The sequence below is a fragment of the Pauljensenia sp. UMB6358 genome (assembly GCF_030216865.1).
Taxonomy (GTDB): domain Bacteria; phylum Actinomycetota; class Actinomycetes; order Actinomycetales; family Actinomycetaceae; genus Pauljensenia; species Pauljensenia turicensis_A.
This window is the reverse complement of record NZ_JASOMS010000004.1, coordinates 16599-40775: the sequence shown is the minus strand read 5'-3', so window position 1 is coordinate 40775 and position 24177 is coordinate 16599. Positions and strand designations below refer to the sequence as shown.

The window sequence follows — 24177 nt, the reverse complement described above, 5'->3', positions numbered from 1 at the left end:
ATGTCTCCTACAACCCCCACCGCCCCGGCGAAGGCCGAGCGCAGGACTCCGAGCCTGCTCCTCGCTGCAGTCCCGGTCATCACGCTGATCGTCCTGTTGGGAGGTGGCTACATCTTCGCTGAACTCCCGGTCGAGCCCCTCCTCATCGCCTCGGCTGTCGTCGCTGGCCTGGTCGCCTGGCGTCTCGGGTACTCATGGAACGAGATCATGGACTCGGTCGCGGAGAAGATCGCGAAGACGATGCCCGCGATCCTCATCCTCATCTCGGTCGGCCTCCTCATCGGCACGTGGATGGCGGGCGGCACGATCCCGATGCTCATCTACTACGGCCTGAAGATCATTGACCCGCAGTACCTCGCCGTGATCGCCCTCGTCGTCACCGCGATCGTCTCCCTGTGCACGGGCACCTCCTGGGGCTCCGCTGGCACGGTCGGCGTCGCCTTCATGGGCGTCGCGGTCGGCATGGACGCGAACCTCGCGATGGTCGCCGGCGCAGTCGTGTCGGGCGCCTACTTCGGAGACAAGCTCTCCCCCCTGTCGGACACGACGAACATCGCCTCGATGGCGACCGGCGTCAACCTCTTCACGCACATCCGCCACCTCCTGTGGACGACGCTTCCGTCCTTCCTCACGGCGGCCGTCGTCTATCTCCTCTTCGGCCTCGGCCTGTCCGGCGGCCAGGTCCCCGAGAAGGTCGGCACGATCCTCGGCACCCTCGATTCGGCATTCAACTGGAACCTCCTGCTCCTGCTGCCGGTGATCATCGTCCTGGGCGGTTCGATGTGGAAGAAGCCGACGATCCCCGTGATCCTCGTGTCCAGCGCGGTCGCGATGTTCAACGCCGTGGTCTTCCAGGGCATCTCCTTCAAGGACACGGTCGTCGCAGGCGTCAACGGCTTCGACGTCGAGATGGTCGGGAAAGCCGGATTCGATGCCTCGTCCGTCATCGAGGACGTCACGCGCCTCCTCAACCGCGGCGGCATGAACTCGATGATGTCGGTCCTGCTCATCTGTTTCTGCGCGATCACCTTCGCCGGCGTCGTCTCGGTCTCCGGTTCGCTCGACGTCCTCATCTCGAAGCTCCTCAAGCCGGTGCGCTCGACCTTCGGCCTCATCGCGGCGACGATCGTCACGGGCCTCGCGACGATCGGCATCACCTCGAACGGCCAGGTCTCCCTCCTTATCCCGGGCGAGATGCTCCGCGGCGAGTACGTGAAGCGCGGCCTCGACCCGAAGAACCTCTCGCGCACGATCGAGGACTCGGCGACCCTGTGGGAGCCGATCCTCCCCTGGACGTCTGCTGGCGCCTACATGGCGGGCACGCTCGGCGTCGCGACGCTCTCGTACCTGCCGTGGGCGGTGTGCAACTGGATCGCCATCGGCTTCGCCCTCCTGTGGGGCGCGACCGGCATCGGCATCGCGCGCCTGAGCGAGGAAGAGAAGGCAGCTCTCCAGGAGGCCTGAGCCTCCATCACACGCCACTCCTCGTAGACAGGAGTTGCGCAAATCGAGCGGGGTCCGAAGCGTCAGTTTCGGGCCCCGCTCGTCGGCGTTTGGGCTTCTCGCGTCGAAACGACGCTGATGGCAGGGCGGTCGATCTGTTCCGCACGAACTACCTCGAGGCCGTTCACAACGGCGCCGCGACCGTCACCTATCCTTACACCTGGTCAGGACACCTGGTCAGGCCCTGTGAACACAGGGGTCGCCAGCGGGCGTAAGGCTGGTAGGTCCGATAAGGGCAGGGTCCACTCCACTGTGGCGCACAGCTGGCTTCTTGGACGTTCCTGTCGAAGTGCTTGTTCCAGCTGAAGCCATTGAAAAAGCAAAGCGCCAGACCCTTTCGGGGTCAGGCGCGTGAGCTTATTGGAGGAGTGCCCCAAGTCGGGCTTGAACCGACGACCGACGGATTATGAGTCCGTTGCTCTGACCGACTGAGCTATTGGGGCTTTCAAAGACTACCATCTCAAGACGCCACCTTCAGTTCACGCCCGCTCGCGTGGCTCGGCGCTTTCACTTGCATCCCTCGCCCGGGAACGAGTTTCGCGATGAAGTCCGCGTTTCTCTCATTCACGAGGCCACGCACTTCCGCTCGTACCAGTTCACTGCCGGATTCCGGCTGGCCCCTGGACGCTCCCTTACGTCAGTGTTGATGAGCTTTACCGGGCCGTAGATGATTACATCTTCTGGTACAACAACACCCGGCTTCAAAAACGATTCAAGGGCCTGACCCCAATGCAATATCGGAATCAGACCCTTGAAACCCTAACCACCTAGAATTAAACCAGTCCAACTTTCGGGGCTAGTTCAGGTCTGTGGTCACTGAGCTTTGGAGCCCTCGCACATACGCCCCGAGTACCGACGAATCCGGACGGGTGGACGAGAAGTCGTCATATTTCATTGGCGGGTTGCCTGATAACGGGAAAGCAGCGTGATTGGTTTTTAGCCTGCGTGCTGTAGCACAAAACACTAGGAGGAGCGGGAATGTTGTACGTCGAAGCCATAGTGTTATGCCTAGTGTTTTGGCTGACGTGCTTCCTAGGTACTGGCACGGACGTAAAGAATGCTCAGAGCTTGTCCTCCTACCCAAGCGAAGCACAAGACGCAGTACACGGCAGGCCTGAGATTACAGATAACGCTGGAAAGAAAACCTCCCCAGCGCTCTCTTTCCTTTCCAGTCTTCCGGTGTTCAGCGTGGTTCTTTTCCTGGCGGGCTTGCCGGTAAAACAAGCAGGCTTTACCGGCAACTTTCTGAATGTTCTGTTTTTAGGGCAGGCGCTGAATCTGTTCGATTTGCTGGTGATTGACCTTCTCTGGTGGAGACATTCCAAGCGAGTACGTTTCACCGGCACGAAGAACAACCCCGAGCTTTACCGTAATCCACGTAAACATCTGGCATCGTTCGCCCGGGGAACCCTCCTGTTCACCCTCGTCGCCGTCCTAGATGGCTGGCTCCTATCCCTGCTCTAATCCTTCCGGTAATAAGAGCATTCATACCCGTCAGCAGCGAGGGGCAGGCCGGCAGCCCAACCAGGTAAAACGCACATGAATTGGCAGCCTGGGTCACGGTGAAGCTGGAGCCGATGGGTTCGTCGATGACAATCTCATCGTGGACATGCATGACAATCCGATGCCCCGCACGGGCGACGAGCCCCATCGCGTGGACAAGCAGATCTCGAGCTGTGGCTTGCACGATGTTCTCGACGAGTTTCCCTCCGTAGGTCTCCAACCGACCCCACTTCCTGCCCGTGGTGACACCACTGTAGGTGATTGACGTGCCGTCCCAACGGTTCTCACCCAGACGCGGCTTCACATACGCCAGCCTGCGCCCAGAGGGGATGATGAACAAGATGCCAGACTCGACCGAGAAGCGAAGGTTGCGCAGCCGGAGGGGTCGGCGGTGATGATCGTCCGGGTGGAGACGTTCGAACGCCTGGGCGGGAAGATCGTCACCGCCACTTCGGCGATGTCATACATTGACCCGAACGCGTGCAGAGCGCCCAGCGCATAGAGCATCAACTGCGGATTGTTCAGGGCCTCGACGAGGACGCCTTGCCCGTATTTGAGATCGATGATCTGCAAGGTGGGTTCGGCGATGATCACGCAATCCCCGGTACCGAACCCGCCCGGCACCACGTGGGAGAAGTCGAGGCGCTGCTCGATGAGCACCTGCGTATCACCACAGGCCTCCCGCGCCAACGAGACGTACTCCTGGACGAAGGCGACGTAGTCGTCAGTGAAGGTTTCCATCTCGTCATCGATCCAGGTCGATTCGGGTTTGAAGCCCGGTGCTCGGTGGAGGGCGCGGCGGAGCTTCCACTCCGCCAGGGCGTGTGCGGCGGTGCCCTGCTCGGCAGCATCCGACGTGGAGCCGGGTTCACCGGATTCGAGCACCGCCGACGGCGTGCAGTTCAGCCACCGATGCGCACCCGACGCCGAGAGCAGAGCGTGCTGGTCAGGCATCAGCCAGCCCCCGCGCCTGCTCCAACAACCACGCGTACTTGCCAGGATCAACCTCGGAGAGCTTCGCCGCACCAGCCGCCTGAATCAGACGCCGAACTTCGGCGGTCTTACCAGCCTGCGACAGAGTGGACAAAGCAGTGCGCACCTCGACAAGCGACACCGGCGAGACGGCAGGAACCGAGTTCGCCTCGCCTTGGACTGACGGCTTTGCATCGGTTGATGGTGCTGCTTCTACTGGGATGGAGGGGCGGTCGCCGACGAGTGCATACTCGTCCTCGAAGCCCTCGTAGGCCTGTGCCTCGACCCACTTCGCGGCTTCAACAAGACCACGGTTGAGTTGGTTGATGCCATCGATGATCTGGTTCGCAATATGAACGGGGATCACTTCGCACCCCCATCTATGACGCCGACAGCTTCGGCGAGGTCGGTGAGGTCGTCGCGTTCAACAATGTGGAGTTCGTCGACGCTTTTACCCGGCAGCAGTACCACGACGCGGTCGGTGCCACCAAAGATGCGGCGCATCCACCTGCGCGGCAAACGCAGACGCCGCACCCCGACAACGGCGAACGCCCGTCGCCCTTAGTGACGTGGGCTGTGACAGTGTGATTCATGTTCTCGTGCCTTTCTCTGGGAGCCAGCACCGAGTCGGTATCGTCTGGCACCTAGAGGGCTTCGAACCCCGCCCGAATATCACCCCTCCTCCAGAAGCTCTTTGAGCGTCTTCTTCGAACGCGCAACAATGGCCGATAGCCGCGACTGGGCGATCCCATACCGCGCGGCGGCCTCTTTCTGCGTCAACCCGACCACCGCGACGTCAAGCAACAGTGCGCAGTCACGGGCAGGCAAAGCATCGAGCGCCTGGCGAATAGCGAGCACGCCGATCAGGTTGTCAGCCTCCGAGGACTGCTCCTGGTCGGCGAGGTAGCCTGTCGACGTCAACGCACCATCGACCACCGAGGTCTGCTGCTCGGTGCCATCCACTGTCTTGTGTCGGGTATGACGGAGGTGCTTCTTCGCCTGGTTGTATTCCGGCTTGTTGATCTCCTCAATGAGGATCTCCTGGGCATCTCGGCGCTCCACGCTCGCAGGGTCTGTGGAGGCGGTGCGGCGGCGCTGATAGTCGGTCTCGACAAAGACCGCGATCTCGTCTTCAGAGACCTCGACGGTCTCGTACCGACAAGGTGCCACTTCCTTGATGTTCTGGGTTCGTTCGTAACGGATAACGAGTTTGCGGGTGTTCTTGGGTGCCAAAGGTCTGGCCCTTCCTTGAGGAAGGGAGACCCGTTCGAGCGGTGTTCAGTTGTGCACGGATCTGGAGAAGTCGTTCGAAATCACTACGGCGAGCACCTATTGCAGGTACCCGCCGTAGCTACTCGAACATGTCTCCGGTTGATTCGTAGACAGCCCTGATTAGCTACGCCAGGGCGTACGGAGCAGTTGACGGTGGCCACCGCCCGCTACTCCGGACAACCAACACGCTCGCTTTTGCGTTCGCGGAGTTTTACTCCCCGAACGCCGAGCAGTAGGCATATAATCCGTAATGTCTACCACTCGTTGCCGAGTGAGTCAGCCGTCGAGAAACAGACTATTTTTCGGGGTTGCTCACGCAGGGAGATCGAGGGAGACCATCAAGGGAGAAACCGGGAGACTTCAAGATCGGATGTGTCAGTGAAGTTCTGTGACCTGCTGAAGTGTCTGCAACCGATTACGGGGAAGGGATCGAACGGTGCTGCGCAAGTTGCCGAAGTCATCTCGATGTTGACGAGCGTCCCAGAAGACAGGTGGAACACGCCTGCTGACCCGTCAACGCTCGCGACGGAAGAGACACGTCGCAAGATCTTCACCTCAGACACAGCGTTCACGAAGAAACTGGCGAATGCCATGTATGAGTGCCTCAACCTCGACAACTTCATCTCCGCCATCGATGAGCACCCAATACCCGCAAAGGAGCAGGTGCTTGCGAACCTTGGCCAGCACGGCATAACTGGCATCGACCTGTACGACCTCGGCTCAGAATGCGCACGGATCGCTCAAGACTTCCTCATCTCCAAGGCCAAAATCGCCGTCGCCCCTCAAGCCGCCGAGCGTGCGGTACAGCTTGCTTCCGCCAAGTCCAAGAACCGCAGCTCTTTGTACCTCCAAGCGCGCGGATGTGCTTCATGCCAACGTGACCTGAGCGTCCCGTCCGGTTCAGATCGCGCCGCAGTCTCGGAACTCGTGCTCATAGATGCCAACTGCCCGGAACCCGGTTTCAACGATTTCGTCGTGATGTGCCCACAATGCGCGACCAGTTACAGCGCGAACGCAAGCCAAGAAGAACAAACCAAGATGGCGGACGTTAAACAGAACTTGGTGAAACAAGAAGAACTGTTCCTCAAAGCGATGGCTCCTCTACGACTCGAGAGTGAGATCACCGCTCTCTTGGAAGAGGTCAGCCGCCTCAGTAGCGATGATCTCGACCACGCGAACATCAACCGCAACTACGATCCCGTTGATGTAGATGCGAAGATCACTCAGGACGTAGAACTCCTCCTTGAAGTCCGTGACGCGATGACAAACTACTACGCGACAGTCGAATCACGGATGAAGAACCTGGACGACCAAGATCACCTGAACTTCCAGCTTCTGTCGAACGATATGCGTGGCCGATACCTTGAACTTCAACAGGGCGGAAACACGCAAGCTCAAGTCTTCGACCAACTGACGAGCTGGGTGCAACAACGTACGAACAAGAGGCAACGTACGTGCGCTATCTTCGTTTCCTACTTCGTTCAGATCTGCGAGGTGTTCGATGCGCCTACCAAATAAGCTCTTCACCTTTGCCGAATCCACCCTCTCAGATCTCGCGCCAGTCCTGTCGCAGATAAGCCCTGATGGCACCGCAGTAACTGATCTCCAAGCGAACTGTACGAGTTTGCGCGACGACCCCCAGCGATTCATCGAGGCACTAACAGTGCTTTTTGCACTCAACCGAGTACAACTCGATGAAGAAACGGAGATGATTCACCGTGTTGACTGAGATCTACTGTGAGCAGTTCTCCGATGACGACGGGCGCAGCCGCCGCATTCGCTTCAACCCAGGACTCAACATCATCCGGGGTAGCCAGAACGCGGCGAACTCCATTGGCAAATCGACGCTCCTGCTCATCATTGACTACGCCTTTGGAGGCGATGATTTCATCAAGTCAGAAGCCGTGGAACCCTTCGCTGTTGGGCACCACACCATCTACTTCGCGTTCCGTTTCCAAAACACTCTCTGCCACTTCAGCCGTGACACTTCACGCCCAGGTTTCGTTCAGACGTACACGGACAGCGACTACCAACACGCGGGCGAAGAACTCACACTGAAGGATTTTCGAGAGTTCCTGAAATCCAACTATGAGCTAACCGACCCCGACCTGTCATGGCGAGGCGCGTTCGGGATCTTCTCCAGGATCACCAAAGACAGAGCGATCAACTACCTGAAACCTCTCAAGGCCGTCGCTGAGTCAGCTGATAGAGATGGCATCAAGGCGCTCGAGAAACTCTTCGACGTCTACCAACCTCTGAAAGCCCTCGAAGAAAGACACGCAGTAGCGCAAGAACAGCTAAATACGCTCAAGGCGGCAGCGAGGCTCGGGCTAAGTGACTACATCAAGTTGCGCACGGATAAGGAGTACAAGACGGCGCAACGTGAATTGGCGACGGCGCAGGAGAACTTGGCACAGTTACGCTCCCAAACTGATCAGCGACTTTTCGACGAGGACATGGCCAAGGCCGATGAGCGCTCGCAACTCAACGCTCAGCTTAGCCAGCTCGTCACCTACCGCAAAGACGTCTCAGCAAAACTTGCTGTGCTGGAGCGAACCCGTCGTGGTACCCCAGAAATCGACACCGAGGAAATCAACCAACTTGGCGTGTTCTTCCCTGACGCGAACATCGCGGCATTGCGTCAGATAGAAGGCTTCCATCGCAAGCTGACCGGAATACTAGACCGACAGCTCGATGAACAGCAGGCTCGTTACATCGAGATCGCCGAGGTGCTGGATGGGCAGATCAATCAGGTTCGTACCCAGATGGCCGCCATCAGCATTTCTTCGAACCTCAACGACCGAGAGCTTGCTGACGCCGGTCGGTATAACGCGACCATTCAACGCCTCACCGCTCAGATCGACGCCTTCGAGAAGACACAGGCCGCCAAAACAGAGGTCAAGGAAGCGGCTGAAGAACTCGCGAGCAGACGACCAGCGCTCTTGGGAGAAATGACCGGGAAGCTCAATCAGGCATTGGCCGATGGCAACAAGACAATCTACGGTGACAGTCAGAACCCTCCCGAGTTCAAGCTGAAAGAGGGAACCCAAGGTAATCAGACCTACCAGTTCGGCACACCAAGAGACAAAGGCGACGGCACCAAAGCTAAGAACCTCATTCTGTTCGATCTGTCAGTGCTTCAACTTACGAACCTGCCCGCAGTCATCCACGATTCAACGATCATCAAGAACATTGGAGACGAGCCGGTCGAAAAGATCATGCAGCTGTACGTGGAGAGTGAGAGATTCGGAAAGCAAGTGTTCGTTGCCTTCGACAAGCACCTGTCGTACACCGCTGCAACCCAAGCGACGGTTGAAAGCCACACGGTCATCGAGCTTGGCGAGGGCACGGCATCACTGTATGGGTGGGCATGGAACACAAAGGACGAGAGGGGCGAGTGATGAGACTCAGCTACAACAAGCTCTGGAAACTCTTGATTGACAAAGGCATGAACAAGACTCAGCTTCAGACCAAGGCGAAAATCTCGCCATCGACCATGGCGAAGCTCGGGCGAGGCGGCAACGTACAAACTGATGTACTCGTGCGTATCTGCGAGACCCTCGACTGCGACATCGCTGACATCGTCGAGGTTGTTGAAGGCGAAGGAGCCTAGATTATGGCACGAATGCGGACTTTTGATGAGGCGACCAGGGTGCAGATGCCAGCAATGGTTCATCTGACCAGGCTGGGGTACACCTACTTCGGGAAGCTCACCGAGGACATGGCCGGAACCGTCTATGACTCGGATACGAACATCCTCCTCGAAGTATTTAAGTCTCAGTTCGAGAAGCTCAACCCCGAGCATGCCGGCTGCGCCGACGAGGTGCTTCGTAGCATCCGGCAGGAACTCGATAACGACGACCTGGGTCGAAGCTTCTACAACCGTCTGGTCAGTTCAAGCCCAGTGAAGTTGGTTGACTTCGACAACCCCGCGAACAACACGTTTCATTTCACTGCTGAGTTCACGTGCAAGAACGGGCAGGACGAGTTCCGCCCGGACATCACCCTTTTTGTGAATGGTCTCCCTCTGTCTTTTGTGGAGGTGAAGAAGCCAAACAATCGGGGCGGCATGGTTGCGGAGAGCACGCGCATGAACCGTGGGCGTTTCCCGAATCGCAAGTTCCGCCGATTTATCAACATCACGCAGTTGATGATTTTCTCCAACAACATGGAGTACGACGCGGAGGGAGGCATCACACCTATCCAGGGCGTCTTCTACTGCACGGGCGCGCGCGGCAACACGAAGTTCTCTACCTTCCGTGAAGACAACCCAGCGGGGTCAGCCGAGGCACCTTTTCACGCCCAGTTCCCCTACGCAAAGGTCGATGACAACGTCGAGCGACAGATCTTGGCTGACTACAACGTTCAAGTCATTCGCACCACCCCTGAGTACGCCACAAATCTGAAAGAGAACACACCAACGAACCGGGTGCTCACTTCGATGGTGTCCCCAGAGCGGCTGCTGTTCCTTATCAAGTACGGGATCGCCTACGTGCGAATCGACCGTGAGATTGACGGAAAGATCGAATCCACCGATCAAAAGCACATCATGCGCTACCAACAGTTGTTCGCATCCTTGGCGGTACGTCAACGACTGGACGAGGGTGTAGCTTCTGGGGTCATCTGGCATACGCAAGGTAGTGGCAAGACAGCGTTGTCCTTCTACTTGAACAACGTGCTGACCGACTATTACGCGGCGCATAACAAAGTGGCAAAGTTCTACTTCATCGTTGACCGCCTCGACCTTCTGGAGCAAGCATCGCAAGAGTTCGAGGCGCGCGGCTTGGAAGTTAAGACCGCGAACTCACGTGCGGAACTGATGGAACAGTTCCGCACGAATCAATCACTCGAGGGCGACTCGGGACGGCGCGAAGTGACCGTTGTGAACATCCAACGGTTCGACGAGGACAAAACCAAGATCGACGCATCCGCCTATGCGACGAACCTGCAACGAGTGTTCATCATCGATGAGGCGCACCGAGGCTACAACCCGAAAGGTAGCTTCCTGGCAAACATGCTCGAATCTGACCCCAACTCGGTCAAGATCGCGCTCACTGGCACGCCGCTACTCAAAGATGAGCGCGCATCCTGGAAAGTCTTCGGTGACTACCTGCACACCTACTACTACGACAAGTCAATCCAAGACGGCTACACCCTCAAGATCATCCGCGAGGACATCGAGACCGCCTACCGGGACAAGCTCTCTGAGATCTACGACAGCCTCGACCATCTGGTACTCAAGAAAGAGGTCAGCAAGAAGGAAATCGTCGAACACGAGCACTACGTCAAAGAACTGCTCCGTTACGTCATCACCGACTTCAAGCGTTTCCGCACGATCAACGGTGACGACAGCCTTGGCGGCATGGTGATCTGCGAGACCAGCCAACAAGCTCGGAATCTCGCCGCGTACTTCGATGAAATCCAAGCCGAACTCAACGCAACGAGTAGCAACCCGTCGAAACTACGTGCTGGACTGATCCTGTTCGACAGCGATGACAAGGACACTCAAAAGCAGATCATCAAAGACTTCAAGAAGAACTACACCGTAGACATCTTGATCGTCTTCAACATGCTTCTCACCGGGTTCGACGCACCCCGGCTCAAACGTCTGTACCTCGGTCGAAAGCTCAAAGACCACAACCTGCTCCAAGCGCTGACGCGCGTCAACCGCCCCTACAAAGACCACAAGTACGGGTACGTAGTGGACTTCGCAGACATCAAGCAGAACTTTGACGAAACCAACGCGGCCTACCTCAAAGAACTCAACAAGTTCAACGACCCGGACGAAACGGGAGAGGACGGGCGCGCCGCGATTGAACAAGTAATTGAGGATCCCGCTGCGCTCGTCGCTCAAGTACGCGAGGCCAGGAACATCCTCTTCACTTACGATCTCGATAACGCTGAAGAATTCAGCCGCCAGATCGCAGGGATCGACGAGAAAGAGACACTCGTTGAACTCCGGAAGGCCTTGCAGTCAATCCGTGAAGGCATGAACCTCGCGCGCACCTTCGGCGACGATGATCTCAAGGCCACGATGGAGCGAATGAACATTGAGAAGCTCCCTTCCCTGCTCTCCGAAGTTGAGAACGCCATCGGTATCCTCAACCAGAAAGAAGCGTTCACTAGCACCGATGAAACCCGACGGGTCATCAACGAGGCGATGCTCGACATTGAGTTCAAGTTCCGGCTAAAGAACGAAGAGGAACTGAACATACTCGCCGGTGCAGGCGACAAGTTCCAAGCGAAGTGGAGGCGCGCGATCCACGAGTTCACAGCGAATATCGACCAAGAAGACCCGGAGTTCGTTACCCTCCGCGACGCCTTCATGCACCGGTTCAAAGAACGTGGCTTCGTCATCGACTCGATGAGCGCTTTCGACGAGGAAGACCGTGCCCTCGACCAGGTCATGGATCGCCTCATCGAGATCAAGCGTCGCAACAATGCCTTGCTGCGTCGATACAACGGCGACCCGAAGTTTGTGCGCGTTCACAAACGCATTCGGGAGGAGGGTGAGCAGCGCCGCAGGTCAGGGCAGCCACCTATGGGGTTTGAATATGACGAGGAACTCGTCGAGTTCCTAACTGTCGTGAAGAACGAGATTGACTACAAGATCTACGAGCGAGCCGACATTCTGAGAACCGATGGGTACTTCTCCCAGGTCGTGATGCGGACTCTGGCTCTAGGTCTAGCAGAACTCAACCTCAACGGCACCCGAGCCGACAAGACGTTCATGCAAGAACGCATCACCCGCCAATACCGCGACCAGTACACCGGCGCACACACGATTGCATGATGAAAGGATCAAACTTCGTGAGCCAAGACATCAAGAGGGATACCGCTGAACTCATCGACGCCCTCAAGGCGACCTGTCAAACGTACGGTCTGGGTAACGACGGCAATGAGTACAAGATCATCACACAGGTGTTCTTGTACAAGTTTCTCAATGACAAGTTCGGCTACGAGATCAAGAAGCTCAGCCCCGCGCTTGCAGATGCTGACCAGTGGGAAGTTGCCTACGCCCAAATGAGCGAGGACGACCGTCTCGATCTGCTTGATCTGCTCTCCCCTGACGTGCCACGTCTGAAGCCTGAACACCTCATCGCGAACCTGTGGAACCAGCAAGCCAAGGGCGAGTTCGACGCGATCTTCGACGCAATCATGCTGGACATCGCAAATGACAACATCGAAATCTTCTCGACCCAAACCACTGAACGCACCAAGATCCCCTTGTTTGAGCGACTCACCGTCTACGTCACCGATGATGCACAACGCGCGGCGTTCGCCAGAGCGCTTATAGATAAGCTGGTGAACTTCTCGTTCGAGGATTCTTTCAAAGAGCACTACGACTTCTTCGCCGCAGTGTTCGAATACCTGATCAAGGACTACAACACCGCCGGTGGAGGCAAGTACGCCGAGTACTACACTCCACACGCCATCGCCACCATCATGGCCAGGCTACTCGTTGGAGACGAACACGACCTCTACAACGTCGAGTGCTACGACCCGTCAGCCGGAACCGGAACGCTCCTCATGGCGCTCAGCCACGCAATCGGTGAAGACCGATGCACGATCTTCGCCCAGGACATCTCCCAGCGCAGCAACAAGATGCTCAAGCTGAACCTCATCCTCAACTCGTTGGTCTCGTCACTGGATCACGCGGTTCAGGGCGACACGCTCACCCAGCCGTATCACAAGAGCGACGACGGATCCGAGCTGCGACAGTTCGACTACGTGGTGTCGAACCCACCCTTCAAAATGGACTTCTCGGACACCCAAGAGAGACTGTCCGCGATGCCTGAACGTTTCTGGGGCGGAGTGCCGAAGGTTCCCGCAAAGAACAAAGACAAGATGGCGATCTATCCGCTGTTCATCCAGCACGTCATCAACTCCCTCAAATCGGAGGGCAAAGGCGCAATCGTCGTACCCACAGGTTTCCTGACCGCCAAAACCGGCGTCGAGAAGAACGTGTTGCACCACCTGATCGACGACCGCATCGTCTACGGCGCAGTCAGCATGCCATCGAACGTGTTCGCCAACACCGGCACCAACGTCTCCGTACTATTCTTCGACAAATCGGGTAACAGTGACAACGTCACCTTGATTGATGCATCCAAACTCGGTGAACTCTACAAAGAAGGCAACATCCAAAAGCGTCGCCTCCGCGCAGAGGAGATCGATCAGATCGTCGAGACATTCACCAAACAAGAAGCTGTGGACGACTTCTCCGTAATCGTCAGCTACGACGACATCAAAGAAAAGAACTACTCCCTCGCAGCAGGCCAGTACTTCGACGTCAAGATCGAGTACGTCGACCTTACCCCCGAAGAGTTCCAAGCCCAAATGGCCGAATACCAAGCCACGCTCCAAAACCTCTTCTCAAAGAGCGCGAGCCTGCAAGACGAAATCATGACGGGACTGCGAGGGGTTGACTTTGCGTAAGACAACACTCAAAGACTTGTTTTCAATAGAGCAAGGGTATGCCTTCAAAAGTTCCAGATACGTGAAAAATGGCAAGTATGTGCTCTGCACTCTCGGGAACATCAGTGAAGACAACAACTTCAAGTTCAATCCCAGTAGAGCTAACTATTATCCAGATGAATTCCCGCATCGATTCATCCTTGAGGCAGGTGATCTGATCTTGCCGCTCACCGAGCAAGCGGTCGGGCTGTTTGGAAACTCTGCCTTCATACCTCAGACTGACGAATTCCATTTCGTTCTGAACCAACGCGTAGGCAAGATCGTGCCCAAGTCTGGCGTTAGCAAGCGCTATCTGCATTACCTGTTGTCGACAGGCTTAGTCAGACAGCAGATTGAAGCTACTGCATCTGGAACAAGCCAACGCAACACATCCCCCGAAAAGATTTACGGGGTGACGGTGTGGGTTCCCTCTGAGTCCGCTCAAGAGTCAATAGGTGACTTCCTGTTCAACATTGAGGAACAGATCAATGTGAACAATCAGGTAAACGATAATTTATCTGAACTGGCCACCGTCGCTTGACCGTTCATCAGCATCGGCAGTAGCCAGTCGCGTAACTCCTGCAGCTGTCGATTTTCCCGCAAGTTCTCTGAGATCATCGTCATTGCGGGTACTGCAACGGCATTGAACACATTCAGTTCAGCGTCTGACGGTATGTAGATCGGGCGCTTCTTCAACAGCGGCTTTTGCAAGTGGCGCAGACCGGTGCCCAGGAAGTACTTCTGGTCAAGTTCCGGCGAAATCGCCTGCAACAGCAAATATGCATAGTCCGCGAGGTCATCGCGAGCGGTGATAGCCCAAGTGTCCGTGGAGTAGGCCATCTCGCCTACGTAGAACTTCACGTCTGCATTGCCACCAGTATTCAGTAGTAGGTTGCGACCACCGGCCAGCGGCTCATCCCAACGCAAGACCGAAGCGCCGCTCGTGAAGAACGGGTAGCGACCGGCTATATCCTTCGCATCTCTCACCTGCACTTGAGACTTTGGTAGCTCGATCAACACATCAGACAGTTCGCCGTTCGGATCCTTGCGGAAGAACTGGTGCATGAACTGCGACAGCGCCATCGCCTGTAAATTATCGTTTACCTGAACGTTTGTGGCGATCGCTACATCTAACGAGTCAAGGAGGTCGACAATGGCTTCTTGCTCGTCTTTTGGCGGGTAGGAAAGTGGAATCGCCGAGACGATTCCAGAGTTCAAGTTCGGCATGTTGGAGCCAACAGCATGTTGGACTACCCATTGTCGAGTCTCTGGGCGGTTCAGGTAAAAGGACGCGAACTTGGGCATAACCTCAGGCGAGGACACGCGGATACGCATGCAACCCGTACCGCAAATCATGTCTGTATCGTTGGCGGTCACAAAGGCGTGTTTCTCAACGTCACCTCTTCGTGCATAGATGATGTCATCCTGCGTCACGCGATATCGACTAAGACGTTCTGTATCCTCTTCGCCAATTCTCGCGATGTCTTGGTAGTCAACGGTTCGGTTGCCGATATTTTGCGGCATCAAGACGGCGGTTCCGGAGGGTTTATAGTCAGATTTGTGGAGCGCACTTCCGAAAGGGCCAGTAATGATCTCTGCAACTTCTCCGAGGGTCGTTGCTTTCCACATGCCAGCTTTCCTATCCGATGTATCGCCTGTGGGCGTTCTTCACGTTCGTCTGCCTTACCATCGCATACTGCAGCGTGGTGTCGATACGTTTATGCCCAAGCAGGTGCTGCAGCTGTTCAACCGGCATGCCCTTGTCGATGGCCTTCGTCGCGAGCGTCCTGCGGAACTTGTGCGGGTGAACTTTCTCAATGTTCAGCGCTTCCCCCAATTGTCTCAACCTTGCTTCGATTGCGCCAATGCTGAGCCGCCGGTGTGGCGCGTACAAGCCGACGAACAGTGCGGGGTCATCGTCGTCGCGTCGGTCGAGGTAATTGCCCAGGTGAATCTTGGTTCGGGCGTCGAAGTAGGCGACTCGTTCCTTGTTCCCTTTGCCCTGCACAACGCACTCCCGTTCCCCGAAGTCGATGTCTGCCCTGTTCAGTTTGACCAACTCACCCACGCGCATGCCGGTGGACGCCAGCATATCTATCATCGCAAGGTCACGCACTGTTGGGCATCGGTCGCGCATCGTTTCGAGTTCCTCATCGGTGTATATCTCCTTGACCCGGATGACTGCTTTGACCTTGTGGATGCGTCGAACGGGGCTCTTTACGATGTGGTCTTCATCTTCGAGCCATGCAAAGAAGCTGGAGAGGATACGCCGTATGTTGTCGATGGTGATCTGACTTGAGCCACGTTCCTGCTGATACGTGGTCAAGTAGGTGCGTAAATCCTCGGTTCGTATCCTGGTCGCTGAGATCGCCGTGCCGTCAAGCATCGCTGCGATCGTGCGCTCGTAGTAGATGAGCGTCTTCTCTGAACAGCCTTCCAAGCGTTTCGCGGCGATGAAGGTGGCCAGCAGACCATCATCATTGGCTTGCTTCCGTTGGCCTGCCTGCACTTCGTAGCCTTCGGTCACGCGATGCAGGGTGGATTCGAGCTGCTTGAGCTGGGCGTTGTCGAGCACGTTGAGCATGCCTTGCAGAACGTCCGAGATGAGTTGTTGCTTCATGTCGTCCTCCGTCTATGGGGAGAACGCAGGTCGGCGGCTGCTCCCGGCTTGGGTAGCCCCGCCGCCGATGGGAGCACCTAGCTGCAAACGATAATTTATCTGAACTCGCCACCGTCGCCTGACCGTTCATCAGCAACGGCAGCAGCCAGTCGCGTAGTTCCTGTAGCTTCCTGTTCTCTTCCAGATTGTCGTTGCGCATTCTCATAATCGGAGAGACTGCGGATGCGTATGATTGCGCAATGGTCTCGGGTGGAATGACCGTCATCATGCCTTTCAGGGTTTCGTGACGGATGCCCTTGAATATGCTTCCCGTTGAACTCTGTTCGGCCTGTTTCACGAAAGCATCGCTCATGAGATGGCAGTAGACATACTCAGGCGTCGTAACACCGCGTCGCGGTCTGATCGAGAAAACAGATTCGTTGATCTCCCAGTCTCGTGGTTCCTCGTAGATCAGAAAGCATCGCCGAAGCGGTGCGATGCTCGCGAAGAGAATGTCTCCAACCCGCAGATCGGAGCGGCGGCGCACCTTAGCCATCGCTTCCTCGTCGATGTAGTCGCATGAGGTAAAGTCCAGACCGCCATCCTTCGTCAAGTTCTTCACTGTTAGATAAGCGATTCCTTGAGTTCGGAGGTTGAAGTTCTGACGTGGGTTGAGTCCGGTGCGGATTCCGTCGAAGAGTTCTTCGTTAGCTCCGACTCGCCAGTCTAAAGGGATCTCGCGTTTGAGCTGGTCGTTCCAGGCCATTCGTCCGCCGGAAGATCGGTACGGCCTGCCGTTCTCGTCCGGGAAGTCGAATTGCAAGAACCAGTACCCGTAGAGCGTCTGCAACATGACCTGTAAATTATCGTTTTGCGTCGCCTGCACGAGCATCTGCCCAGCAGACAACGCGCGCCACGAAGAACAATTCGACGCCACACTCAACCTTTTGACGGAGTCACCGCGCATCCACCTCCGTGGGTGCGTGCACACCTTCAGTGACGGGTTGACCGAACGACGGCACAAGGTTCGGTGCTGCATCGACTCATCGGATCAGAATGGAGATCCCCTGGCGAAGTCCGACTTCGCGGTGCTATCGCGCCAAATCAAGCAGTAAGCACATGCTCCGACACACCGCAGTCACGTATCAATAGCCGCATCCACTCTTTCCCATAGCCTCAAAGCTACGGGAACCAGCACGCCGATGGGTCCCGCACTTCTCTGTCTATCCGACACCTTTCGGCGGCACTCATACTTTTCGGCGCAAGCCACACTTTTTGGCACTACCCCTTAGAGTGTCATTCGCGATCCGATCGAAGCACCTAAAACGCGCCCAAGTACCCGCTTCCATGCCCGCCCCAGGTCACACCAGAAGCACAACAAACCCCTCGAATTCCTTGTTTTACCTAGTAAAACTCGGAACCCAAGGGGTTCTGTTCGCACTCACACTTTTGTATCAAAATGAGCGTCCTAATGGTGGAGCTAAGGGGATTCGAACCCCTGACCTTCTCATTGCGAACGAGACGCGCTACCAACTGCGCCATAGCCCCAGGTGCCCGTTTAGCATAGCACCCAACGGGCAGCGATGAAAAACGGAAAACGAAGACTCAGGAACGAGGCACCGATCTCAAACACTTCGACCTTCGAACGCGCGTAGAGAAGCGCACATAGTGAACAGAGGCTCACCCGGTGTTCGGGTGAGCCTGTCCAAAAGGTTCGGGTGAGCCTGTCCAAAAAAGTCAGAGCGTCAGCACGGGTGTCAGTTACTGCGCGCGACGAGCATCCAGCACGGCGTCCAAGTCAAGCGCAACAGCCTGGTCTGCGACAACCTGTTCGGTGGTCATGGCGTTCTCGGCGACAGTTGCTGCGATCGGGCGAGCCGGCACGGCCACGCCAACCTTCGGGATTCCGCGGATGTCGGTGTCAATGTGGACCGAACGACCGCTGACGCGACCGCGCGTTGCGTATCGTGGCGCGGGGATCGGGTTGACGGTCCATGTGCGACGCTCAACGGCGGTGCCGGTCAGTGCGAGTTCTTCGGCTTCGTCTTCAGCATTGACGAGGTCCGTCTGAGTTTCACCGCTGACCGCATCGGCGGACGCATTGGGCATCTCGATCACGTTGGTGTCACCGGATTCGGCGAGCGAGGTAGAAGCGGATGCGTCCAGCTCGACTTTTTCAAGTGCTTGCGATGCAGGGGAGACCGTCGCGCGAGACGTGGAACGATCTGCGGTGATACCGGCGAAGAGGTCGTCCTTTTGCGCCTTCGGGGCGGGTGCGGATTCTTCCTTGCGGACTCCTCGAGCCGAGGCTGCGTTGCGCAGGTTTTCAAGCAATTCGAGCTCAGCTTCGTTTGCTTTGTCGGAACGAATTGCCGCCATGCGCGAGGCAACTAGGGACATGACAAGCAGAGCTGCGGGGATCAGAGTCCAGAGGAAAGACGCCGAAAGCGCGGCACAGACGATGGCGACCAGTCCGCTCAGACCAGCGCAGGTGGCGCTGACTCCAAGGCGACGGCGACCTGCAGCCGCTTCAGCGGCGAGGCGCGCAGCACGACGCGCACGAAGCTTAGCAATCTCACGCACGGCTTTATTTGCGCGGTGCTCGATACGAATCTTCGCATTCATTGCAGCTTGATCTGCCATGGCGATCGTTGCCCTTTGCGTAATTGTGCGACGAACACCGAGCAACTGCCCGGTAGATCGACCGCAGGTTTGGCGGTTGCTTTCATTATTGTTGAGGAGCTTCATGCCCGTTGAGAAACGGTCACTTTCACGGCTGAAAGTTTTCGCTTTTTGTCGGGCAGCGAGCAGGGGAATCAGCCCCAGTAGTGTCACTACCGTTGCAATGATGATGATTCCGCCAAACTCCACGGGACAACGCTATGGGTTTTCAAGTGCGTTTGAATGGTGGGGTGGGCGCGTGTTGTGTTTCCTGCTCAAAGCCACTTTCACACGTGCAACAATCGCAACATCAGCCCCACCAGCCACGCTACGCCTGCCCCTCAGCCCGCCTGAAGACTGCGCGTTCAGCCCACACGAAAACCAGGCAACACCACCGGTCGAGACCTCGTACGCGACTCCTACTGGCTGATCGCGTGACCGTAAATTTTCTTCACTAATCCACCGGCCGGCAGAGACTCCGTGTCGATCGAAAACGCTTCATGGTCCGCCCACGCGCCGTCGATGTACATGTAGCGCGGTCGCAGGCCTTCACGGTGTAGACCGAGCTTGCGAGCAACTCCCAGCGATGCGCGGTTCTCGGGTCGGATCACAACCTCGATCCTGTGGAGTCCCAGTTCGCCGATAACCAGGTCGATGATCGCCGCGCAGGTGAATGTTGCCAGCCCTCGTCCAGCCCATTTTTCCGCCAGCCAGTAGCCGAGCATCCCCGATGACATCGCCCCGTGCGTCACGTTGGTCAGCGAGAACTGTCCGGCAATCTCGCCGCCGATTTCAAGCTTCATCACCAGCGCCCGCCCCGCGCGTTGAGCCCTGTCGATGGTGCGCGTATATTCGCCAAGCGTCTGGCCTGCGTTGCCGTACGTGTTCGGTGGCAGGGTTGCGTCCCAGGGCTGTAGCCAATCGGCGTTCTCGCGTCGTACTCGGTCGATCGCCGTGTGAGCGCCGGCGTAAGCAGGGCGAATTCGTAGCAATTTCGGGTGCAGTTCCGCCTGCTCTTTCTTGGGTTTCGCACTACCTTCGTGCTCCACCGATTTCGTCATCGACGAGGCCGCTCGCCCGTGCATGAACCCTTCACCGACTGGGTCGCGGACCTCAAGGCTCAGTTCACCAAGAGTTCTGCCCCAGATCCGGATGAAGTGTCCAAACATGATCTGGTCCTCTACGTAGTCGACGACTGGTCGGGCTGAAGCTAGCGACCGGAAGACAGTAGGTAACGGCTGATCACTAGCAGGTAGCAGCGAGCGGGTCTAAGAATCACTCAAGAACCAAGCACTGCAACATGTCACCCGTACGCACGTTAGTTGTGCTTTCAGGGACAATGGCAAGCGCGTTGGATTCCGCGAGCGCACTGAGCAGGAGCGATGCGGGAGCACCCATGACCTTCGCTTGGTAACCGGTCTTGGGGTCGCCGACTAGGCGGACACGAACGAATTCGCGACGGCCTCGCGGTGAGTACCAAGAGCGGTCGACGGCAGCCTTCACGGAGGGTCGAGTCAGCTGGGTCCAGCCCTGCATATGACGAAGTGCTGGGCGAACAAAGACTTCGAAACAGACCTGGGCAGAGACCGGGTCGCCGGGAAGACAGAAGATCGGGGTTCCACCCTCACCGTTGTCGTCGCCCCCGACAGTTCCGACGCCGAGGATGTGTCCCGGCCACGCGGCAATGTTGTCGAAACGAACGGTGCCCAGCGTGGACAGGACCTCGCGGACCGTATCGCCTGAACCGTGCGAGATACCGCCGGTGGTCAGGATCAGGTCTGCGCGAACAAGCTGGTCTTCGATGGTTTCGCTCAGGACGTGGCGTTCGTCTGGGACCGCGGCAACGCGGAAGGTCTGAGCCCCCGCATCGGCGATAGCCGTTGAGAGGGCGTGACCGTTTGCGTCAAAGACAGTGCCAGGACGCGCTTTTTCGCCGGGTTCAACAATTTCGTCGCCGATGGACAGGATGACGACGCGAGGACGCGGGTGAACGTACACGCGCGAGCGACCCACACCTGCAAGCAACGCGACCTGGCGGGCACCAACGCGGGTTCCCTTTCGCAGGACAATTTCGCCTTCTTCAACGTCTTCTGCCTTTCGGCGAATATTTTCGCCGACTGCTGGCTGGGTTCGAACGTTGACTTGCGCCATGCCGTGGTCAGTGAATTCAAGGGCGATCACCGAATCGGCACCGGCCGGCATCGGGGCACCAGAGGCGATACGAATCGCGGTTCCGGGCACCAGTGCTGCGGGGTTCACGTCGCCCGCGCGGATTTCTTCGGTGACGCGCAGGGAGAGTTCGTTGTCGGGGCGAGCGCCGGCAAGGTCTTCGGAACGCACCGCGTAGCCGTCGCGGGCCGCAAGGTCAGCGACCGGAAGATCGAAGGGAGCTTCAACGTCCTCGGCAAGAACGCAGGACACTGCGTCCGCGAGTTGCACGTCCAGTGGTGGCTGCTGGGCTACGGCTGAAAGACAGTCTTGGTAGAACTCTGCAACGCTTCGCATCAGGCCTCATTCGGTTGGGTGTTCAGATATTCACGCAGTGCCGGCCCCATGTCTGGGTCGGTGAGCGCAAAGGCGATGGTGGCTCTAAGGTAGCCGAGTTTGTCGCCGGTGTCGTATCGGGGTTCGTCGATTTTGACACCGTACAGTCCGCCACCGTTTTCGCGCGGCGTGGCGATGAGCTGGGCACATGCGTCGGTCAGCTGGTATTCGCCGCCGGCTCCTGGAGTGATGTGTGTGAGTGCGTCGACAACGATGGGGTCACACATGTATCGTCCGTCGATCGCTGGGCGCCCGACGTTCGGTAGCATTTCTTTTGGAACAGACTGTGTGATCGGCAGGAAACGGGTACCGCGTCCCGCGGCGGGAACAACCGCGTGGGTGACAGTCTCATGCTGCTCGATCATGCTCTCCACCCTAGTTCGAGCAGGAGCAAAACCGAGTGATACACGAGGACAAAGCCCTCATTCGCGCGAGAATCCGCACACAACGGAGTCAGCGTCGGGTCTGCACTTCCGCCGATCAGCGTGCGCGTGAACGCGCTCAGCTGGCAGCGTTGTGGCCCGAGGTGCTGGCAGATTTCGGGTTTTCTTCCGCCTCTGTATCCACTGCGCCAGTTGACGAGACCGCGCTTACCTCCGTGTCCTCTCCCCCTGCTCAGGGCGCGAGTTTTCTTCCCGCTCTCTTCATTTCAAGCCCCAGCGAACCTGACACTGCCGGGCTACTTCAAGCGTGTGAGTGGTGTTTGATTCCCGGCCTCGTCGACCCAGATGGGAAGGCAGCCATTGGCGTGGCCTGGACGTACGTGGATTCGCGCCCGCAGGCGGCAGGGCCAATGGAGGCGAAGCTGGAATCTATTGTGTCTACTGGCCCGCGGTTTACTCCTACGCATATAGAGAGCGCCGACGAATTGGCGAAAGCCGACCTGATCATTGTACCCGCACTGGCTGTGGATGCGCGAGGAGTCCGTCTTGGGCAGGGTGGCGGATGGTACGACCGGGCGCTCGAGCACGCTCGGCCTGGTGTTCCGATTATCGCCGTAGTCTTCGACAATGAGTTTTTCTCCGATCCTCGCGATTATCTGCCCGTTGAGCCTCACGATCAGCGGGTGAACGGGGTACTGACTCCCAGCGGTTACACGCGACTTATCCACAATTCGCGCTAAGTGCCACTTATCCACAGTTTCCGTTTCGCTCAGGTGCGAGGCTGCGACTGCGTGCTTTTACTTGAGGCATGACCAGACGCATTTCGTTCACGGCGATCCGCAGGCTTGGACTCGCCATCATCTTCGTGTTCACCATCGGAGCAATCGCTTTGACCTTGCTCCCTCATTCTGGCGGACATCAAGTGCTGATCCTCGCCACCGACATTGAACGCGGGGACGCCATCGACTCTTCGACGGTCACGTCAATCGAGGTCCCAGAACGGCTCGTTCCCGCCGACGCCATTACCTCGACCGACGTATTACCCGCTACTTGGACAGGAGAGCCAGCCACGAAAGGCACAATCCTCTCGGAAAGCGTCATGGCAGGATCAGCGTTAGGACGAACTTTAAAACCCGGACAAAACCTGATTTCTGTCATATTAGATAGAACACAAGTCCCCCCACTTGAGGCCGGAGATTCCGTGGTTTTATGGGGTTTTCCTGACAACTGTGACGTAAACACCTGTTCAGCATCTTTATTGACTAATCAAGCACTTATATCCTCAGTGTCAGTAACCGACGCATCCCAATGGGGATCGTCTGCTACTGCTCGTCTCGACATCATCGTTGACGAAGCAGTAACCGACACCGTTCTCGGCCACGCCGGGACACATACGCTTGGCCTCGCTTTGGCTACATCACATGGCTAGCGGGACACTTCAATCAGGAGATCACAATGATCCAGGGATTCAAGGAATTCATCTCCAAGGGCAACGCTCTTGACCTCGCAGTCGCCGTCATCATCGGCGCAGCCTTCACCCCCATCGTCACCGCTATCACCGACGTCATCATGGACATCATCGGCGCTGTCATCGGTCAGCCGAACTTCGACTCCGTCCTCCAGTTCACGATCAACGGCTCTGACCCGATTCGGCCGGGCACCATCATCACCGCTGTTGTGAACTTCCTCCTCGTCGCAATTGCTGTTTACTTCGCGATCGTTGCTCCGATGAACAAGATCAAGGCCGCAACCGCTAAGAAGGAAGAAGCTGTAGAAGAAGCACCGGCAGCTCCCTCCACCGAAGAACAGCTCCTCACCGAGATCCGCGACCTGTTGGCGAACAAGAACTGAGACTCAGTTCCTTACACGCGTTCAAGTGGCTCCATCCCTACAGGGACGGAGCCACTTTTGCTATGTACGGATATAAGCTCCCTACTCCGCCCTTGTTGAAAGGACAGGCGATGAAGTGGCGGGAGAAGCCTTTTCAATAGGAGAAAACGGAGAGCACCTAAGCGCGCGCTTGGGCATGAGGCGGAACGTTGTCCAGCAGACGACGATCATTCGCCCCATCCCCACGATCCGGTGAATCCGCGAACGAACCTGCCCTGCGATCGTCGGGGCGAACGCGATCCTCCCACGATGGCGCGACCCCGTGAGCAATCAACTTACGATCCACGTCAGACACGAAAGTCGCCACGCGACGACGCTTCTTCGTACGCTCAACAGGCGCACTCTGATCGACAGTCGCTCTCTGCTCAGCAGAAACTCGCCGATCAGAGGGAG

Annotated in this window: 24 protein-coding genes, 2 tRNA genes and 1 pseudogene; 13 read left to right on the top strand and 14 right to left on the bottom strand. The window is 57.3% G+C overall.

The features are described from left to right. Entirely contained in the window at positions 1 to 1464 is a 1464-nt protein-coding gene (nhaC, locus tag QP381_RS04060) for a Na+/H+ antiporter NhaC (protein WP_103632077.1), read from the top strand. Positions 1465 to 1872: 408 nt separating this feature from the next. Here nhaC and QP381_RS04055 read toward each other — a convergent pair. Then, positions 1873 to 1946 (bottom strand) — tRNA-Ile (locus QP381_RS04055). 163 nt (positions 1947 to 2109) lie between these two features. On the opposite strand from QP381_RS04055, the gene QP381_RS04050 reads away from it, so the two are divergent. Continuing rightward, entirely contained in the window at positions 2110 to 2274 is a 165-nt protein-coding gene (locus tag QP381_RS04050; RefSeq protein WP_285067989.1) for an IS3 family transposase, read from the top strand. A gap of 207 nt (positions 2275 to 2481) precedes the next feature. Beyond that, entirely contained in the window at positions 2482 to 2967 is a 486-nt protein-coding gene (locus QP381_RS04045; protein ID WP_103632078.1) for an ABC transporter permease, read from the top strand. A 444-nt stretch (positions 2968 to 3411) separates the two neighbouring features. Here the strand turns inward: QP381_RS04045 and QP381_RS04040 are convergent. From QP381_RS04040 to QP381_RS04025, 4 genes and pseudogenes are all read right to left on the bottom strand, one after another. Beyond that, positions 3412 to 3963, bottom strand: a pseudogene (locus QP381_RS04040) (DUF2800 domain-containing protein); the annotation flags it as partial. Then, on the bottom strand, positions 3953 to 4345 hold the full coding sequence (locus QP381_RS04035; RefSeq protein ID WP_219810889.1) for a hypothetical protein: 393 nt from the start codon (positions 4343 to 4345) through the stop codon (positions 3953 to 3955). The gene QP381_RS04035 and the pseudogene QP381_RS04040, both read right to left, overlap by 11 nt. Beyond that, positions 4342 to 4482 carry a hypothetical protein gene (locus tag QP381_RS04030; RefSeq protein ID WP_285067896.1) on the bottom strand — a complete coding sequence of 47 codons (141 nt, stop codon included), beginning with the start codon at positions 4480 to 4482 and terminating at the stop codon, positions 4342 to 4344. The genes QP381_RS04035 and QP381_RS04030 overlap by 4 nt, the downstream gene beginning before the upstream one ends. 168 nt (positions 4483 to 4650) lie before the next feature. Then, positions 4651 to 5211 carry an RNA polymerase sigma factor gene (locus QP381_RS04025; RefSeq protein ID WP_285067894.1) on the bottom strand — a complete coding sequence of 187 codons (561 nt, stop codon included), beginning with the start codon at positions 5209 to 5211 and terminating at the stop codon, positions 4651 to 4653. A gap of 417 nt (positions 5212 to 5628) precedes the next feature. On the opposite strand from QP381_RS04025, the gene QP381_RS04020 reads away from it, so the two are divergent. Genes QP381_RS04020 through QP381_RS03995 form a run of 7 tightly spaced genes read left to right on the top strand, consistent with a single transcriptional unit; the run spans position 5629 to position 14248 of the window. After that, the gene (locus tag QP381_RS04020; protein ID WP_103632080.1) at positions 5629 to 6768 is read left to right on the top strand and encodes an ABC-three component system protein; all 1140 of its coding nucleotides are present in this window, start codon (positions 5629 to 5631) and stop codon (positions 6766 to 6768) included. Then, positions 6752 to 6979, top strand: a complete 228-nt coding sequence (locus QP381_RS09670) for an ABC-three component system middle component 7 (RefSeq protein ID WP_103632081.1) — start codon at positions 6752 to 6754, stop codon at positions 6977 to 6979. Before QP381_RS04020 ends, QP381_RS09670 begins: the two co-directional genes overlap by 17 nt. After that, entirely contained in the window at positions 6969 to 8651 is a 1683-nt protein-coding gene (locus QP381_RS04015) for a DUF2326 domain-containing protein (RefSeq protein WP_103632082.1), read from the top strand. The genes QP381_RS09670 and QP381_RS04015 overlap by 11 nt, the downstream gene beginning before the upstream one ends. Beyond that, positions 8651 to 8863: a helix-turn-helix domain-containing protein gene (locus QP381_RS04010; protein WP_103632083.1), complete on the top strand. Its 213-nt coding sequence runs from the start codon at positions 8651 to 8653 to the stop codon at positions 8861 to 8863. The genes QP381_RS04015 and QP381_RS04010 overlap by 1 nt, the downstream gene beginning before the upstream one ends. A 3-nt stretch (positions 8864 to 8866) precedes the next feature. Continuing rightward, entirely contained in the window at positions 8867 to 12043 is a 3177-nt protein-coding gene (locus QP381_RS04005; protein ID WP_219810891.1) for a type I restriction endonuclease subunit R, read from the top strand. Between the two features lie 17 nt (positions 12044 to 12060). After that, positions 12061 to 13689, top strand: a complete 1629-nt coding sequence (locus tag QP381_RS04000) for an HsdM family class I SAM-dependent methyltransferase (RefSeq protein ID WP_285067893.1) — start codon at positions 12061 to 12063, stop codon at positions 13687 to 13689. Beyond that, complete coding sequence (locus tag QP381_RS03995) at positions 13682 to 14248, top strand: restriction endonuclease subunit S (protein WP_181002099.1); 567 nt, start codon at positions 13682 to 13684, stop codon at positions 14246 to 14248. The genes QP381_RS04000 and QP381_RS03995 overlap by 8 nt, the downstream gene beginning before the upstream one ends. Here the strand turns inward: QP381_RS03995 and QP381_RS03990 are convergent. The 8 genes from QP381_RS03990 to QP381_RS03955 all read right to left on the bottom strand — a co-directional run bounded on the left by QP381_RS03990 (position 14206) and on the right by QP381_RS03955 (position 21876). Then, on the bottom strand, positions 14206 to 15336 hold the full coding sequence (locus QP381_RS03990; protein ID WP_285067891.1) for a restriction endonuclease subunit S: 1131 nt from the start codon (positions 15334 to 15336) through the stop codon (positions 14206 to 14208). The two genes, QP381_RS03995 and QP381_RS03990, sit on opposite strands and share 43 nt — an antisense overlap. Before the next feature lie 10 nt (positions 15337 to 15346). Further along, positions 15347 to 16291, bottom strand: a complete 945-nt coding sequence (gene xerA, locus QP381_RS03985) for a site-specific tyrosine recombinase/integron integrase (protein WP_285067988.1) — start codon at positions 16289 to 16291, stop codon at positions 15347 to 15349. After that, the gene (locus tag QP381_RS03980; RefSeq protein ID WP_285067890.1) at positions 16185 to 17198 is read right to left on the bottom strand and encodes a hypothetical protein; all 1014 of its coding nucleotides are present in this window, start codon (positions 17196 to 17198) and stop codon (positions 16185 to 16187) included. The genes xerA and QP381_RS03980 overlap by 107 nt, the downstream gene beginning before the upstream one ends. A 580-nt stretch (positions 17199 to 17778) precedes the next feature. After that, positions 17779 to 17854 (bottom strand) — tRNA-Ala (locus QP381_RS03975). Positions 17855 to 18067: 213 nt separating this feature from the next. Continuing rightward, positions 18068 to 19177, bottom strand: coding sequence for a hypothetical protein (locus QP381_RS03970; RefSeq protein WP_006680867.1), 1110 nt, complete (start codon positions 19175 to 19177; stop codon positions 18068 to 18070). Between the two features lie 209 nt (positions 19178 to 19386). After that, on the bottom strand, positions 19387 to 20136 hold the full coding sequence (locus QP381_RS03965) for a GNAT family N-acetyltransferase (RefSeq protein ID WP_006680866.1): 750 nt from the start codon (positions 20134 to 20136) through the stop codon (positions 19387 to 19389). 106 nt (positions 20137 to 20242) lie between these two features. Continuing rightward, positions 20243 to 21472: a molybdopterin molybdotransferase MoeA gene (locus QP381_RS03960; RefSeq protein ID WP_103632090.1), complete on the bottom strand. Its 1230-nt coding sequence runs from the start codon at positions 21470 to 21472 to the stop codon at positions 20243 to 20245. Next, positions 21472 to 21876: a hypothetical protein gene (locus QP381_RS03955; RefSeq protein ID WP_285067885.1), complete on the bottom strand. Its 405-nt coding sequence runs from the start codon at positions 21874 to 21876 to the stop codon at positions 21472 to 21474. The genes QP381_RS03960 and QP381_RS03955 overlap by 1 nt, the downstream gene beginning before the upstream one ends. A gap of 35 nt (positions 21877 to 21911) precedes the next feature. On the opposite strand from QP381_RS03955, the gene QP381_RS03950 reads away from it, so the two are divergent. The 3 genes from QP381_RS03950 to mscL all read left to right on the top strand — a co-directional run bounded on the left by QP381_RS03950 (position 21912) and on the right by mscL (position 23745). Continuing rightward, positions 21912 to 22634 carry a 5-formyltetrahydrofolate cyclo-ligase gene (locus QP381_RS03950; RefSeq protein WP_179370184.1) on the top strand — a complete coding sequence of 241 codons (723 nt, stop codon included), beginning with the start codon at positions 21912 to 21914 and terminating at the stop codon, positions 22632 to 22634. Between the two features lie 68 nt (positions 22635 to 22702). Then, entirely contained in the window at positions 22703 to 23323 is a 621-nt protein-coding gene (locus tag QP381_RS03945; protein WP_179370183.1) for an SAF domain-containing protein, read from the top strand. 26 nt (positions 23324 to 23349) lie between these two features. Continuing rightward, on the top strand, positions 23350 to 23745 hold the full coding sequence (mscL, locus tag QP381_RS03940; RefSeq protein WP_006680861.1) for a large conductance mechanosensitive channel protein MscL: 396 nt from the start codon (positions 23350 to 23352) through the stop codon (positions 23743 to 23745). A 157-nt stretch (positions 23746 to 23902) separates the two neighbouring features. On the opposite strand, the gene QP381_RS09625 is transcribed toward mscL, so the two are convergent. After that, the gene (locus QP381_RS09625; RefSeq protein ID WP_179370335.1) at positions 23903 to 24091 is read right to left on the bottom strand and encodes a toxin; all 189 of its coding nucleotides are present in this window, start codon (positions 24089 to 24091) and stop codon (positions 23903 to 23905) included. Between the last annotated feature and the right edge of the window lie 86 nt (positions 24092 to 24177).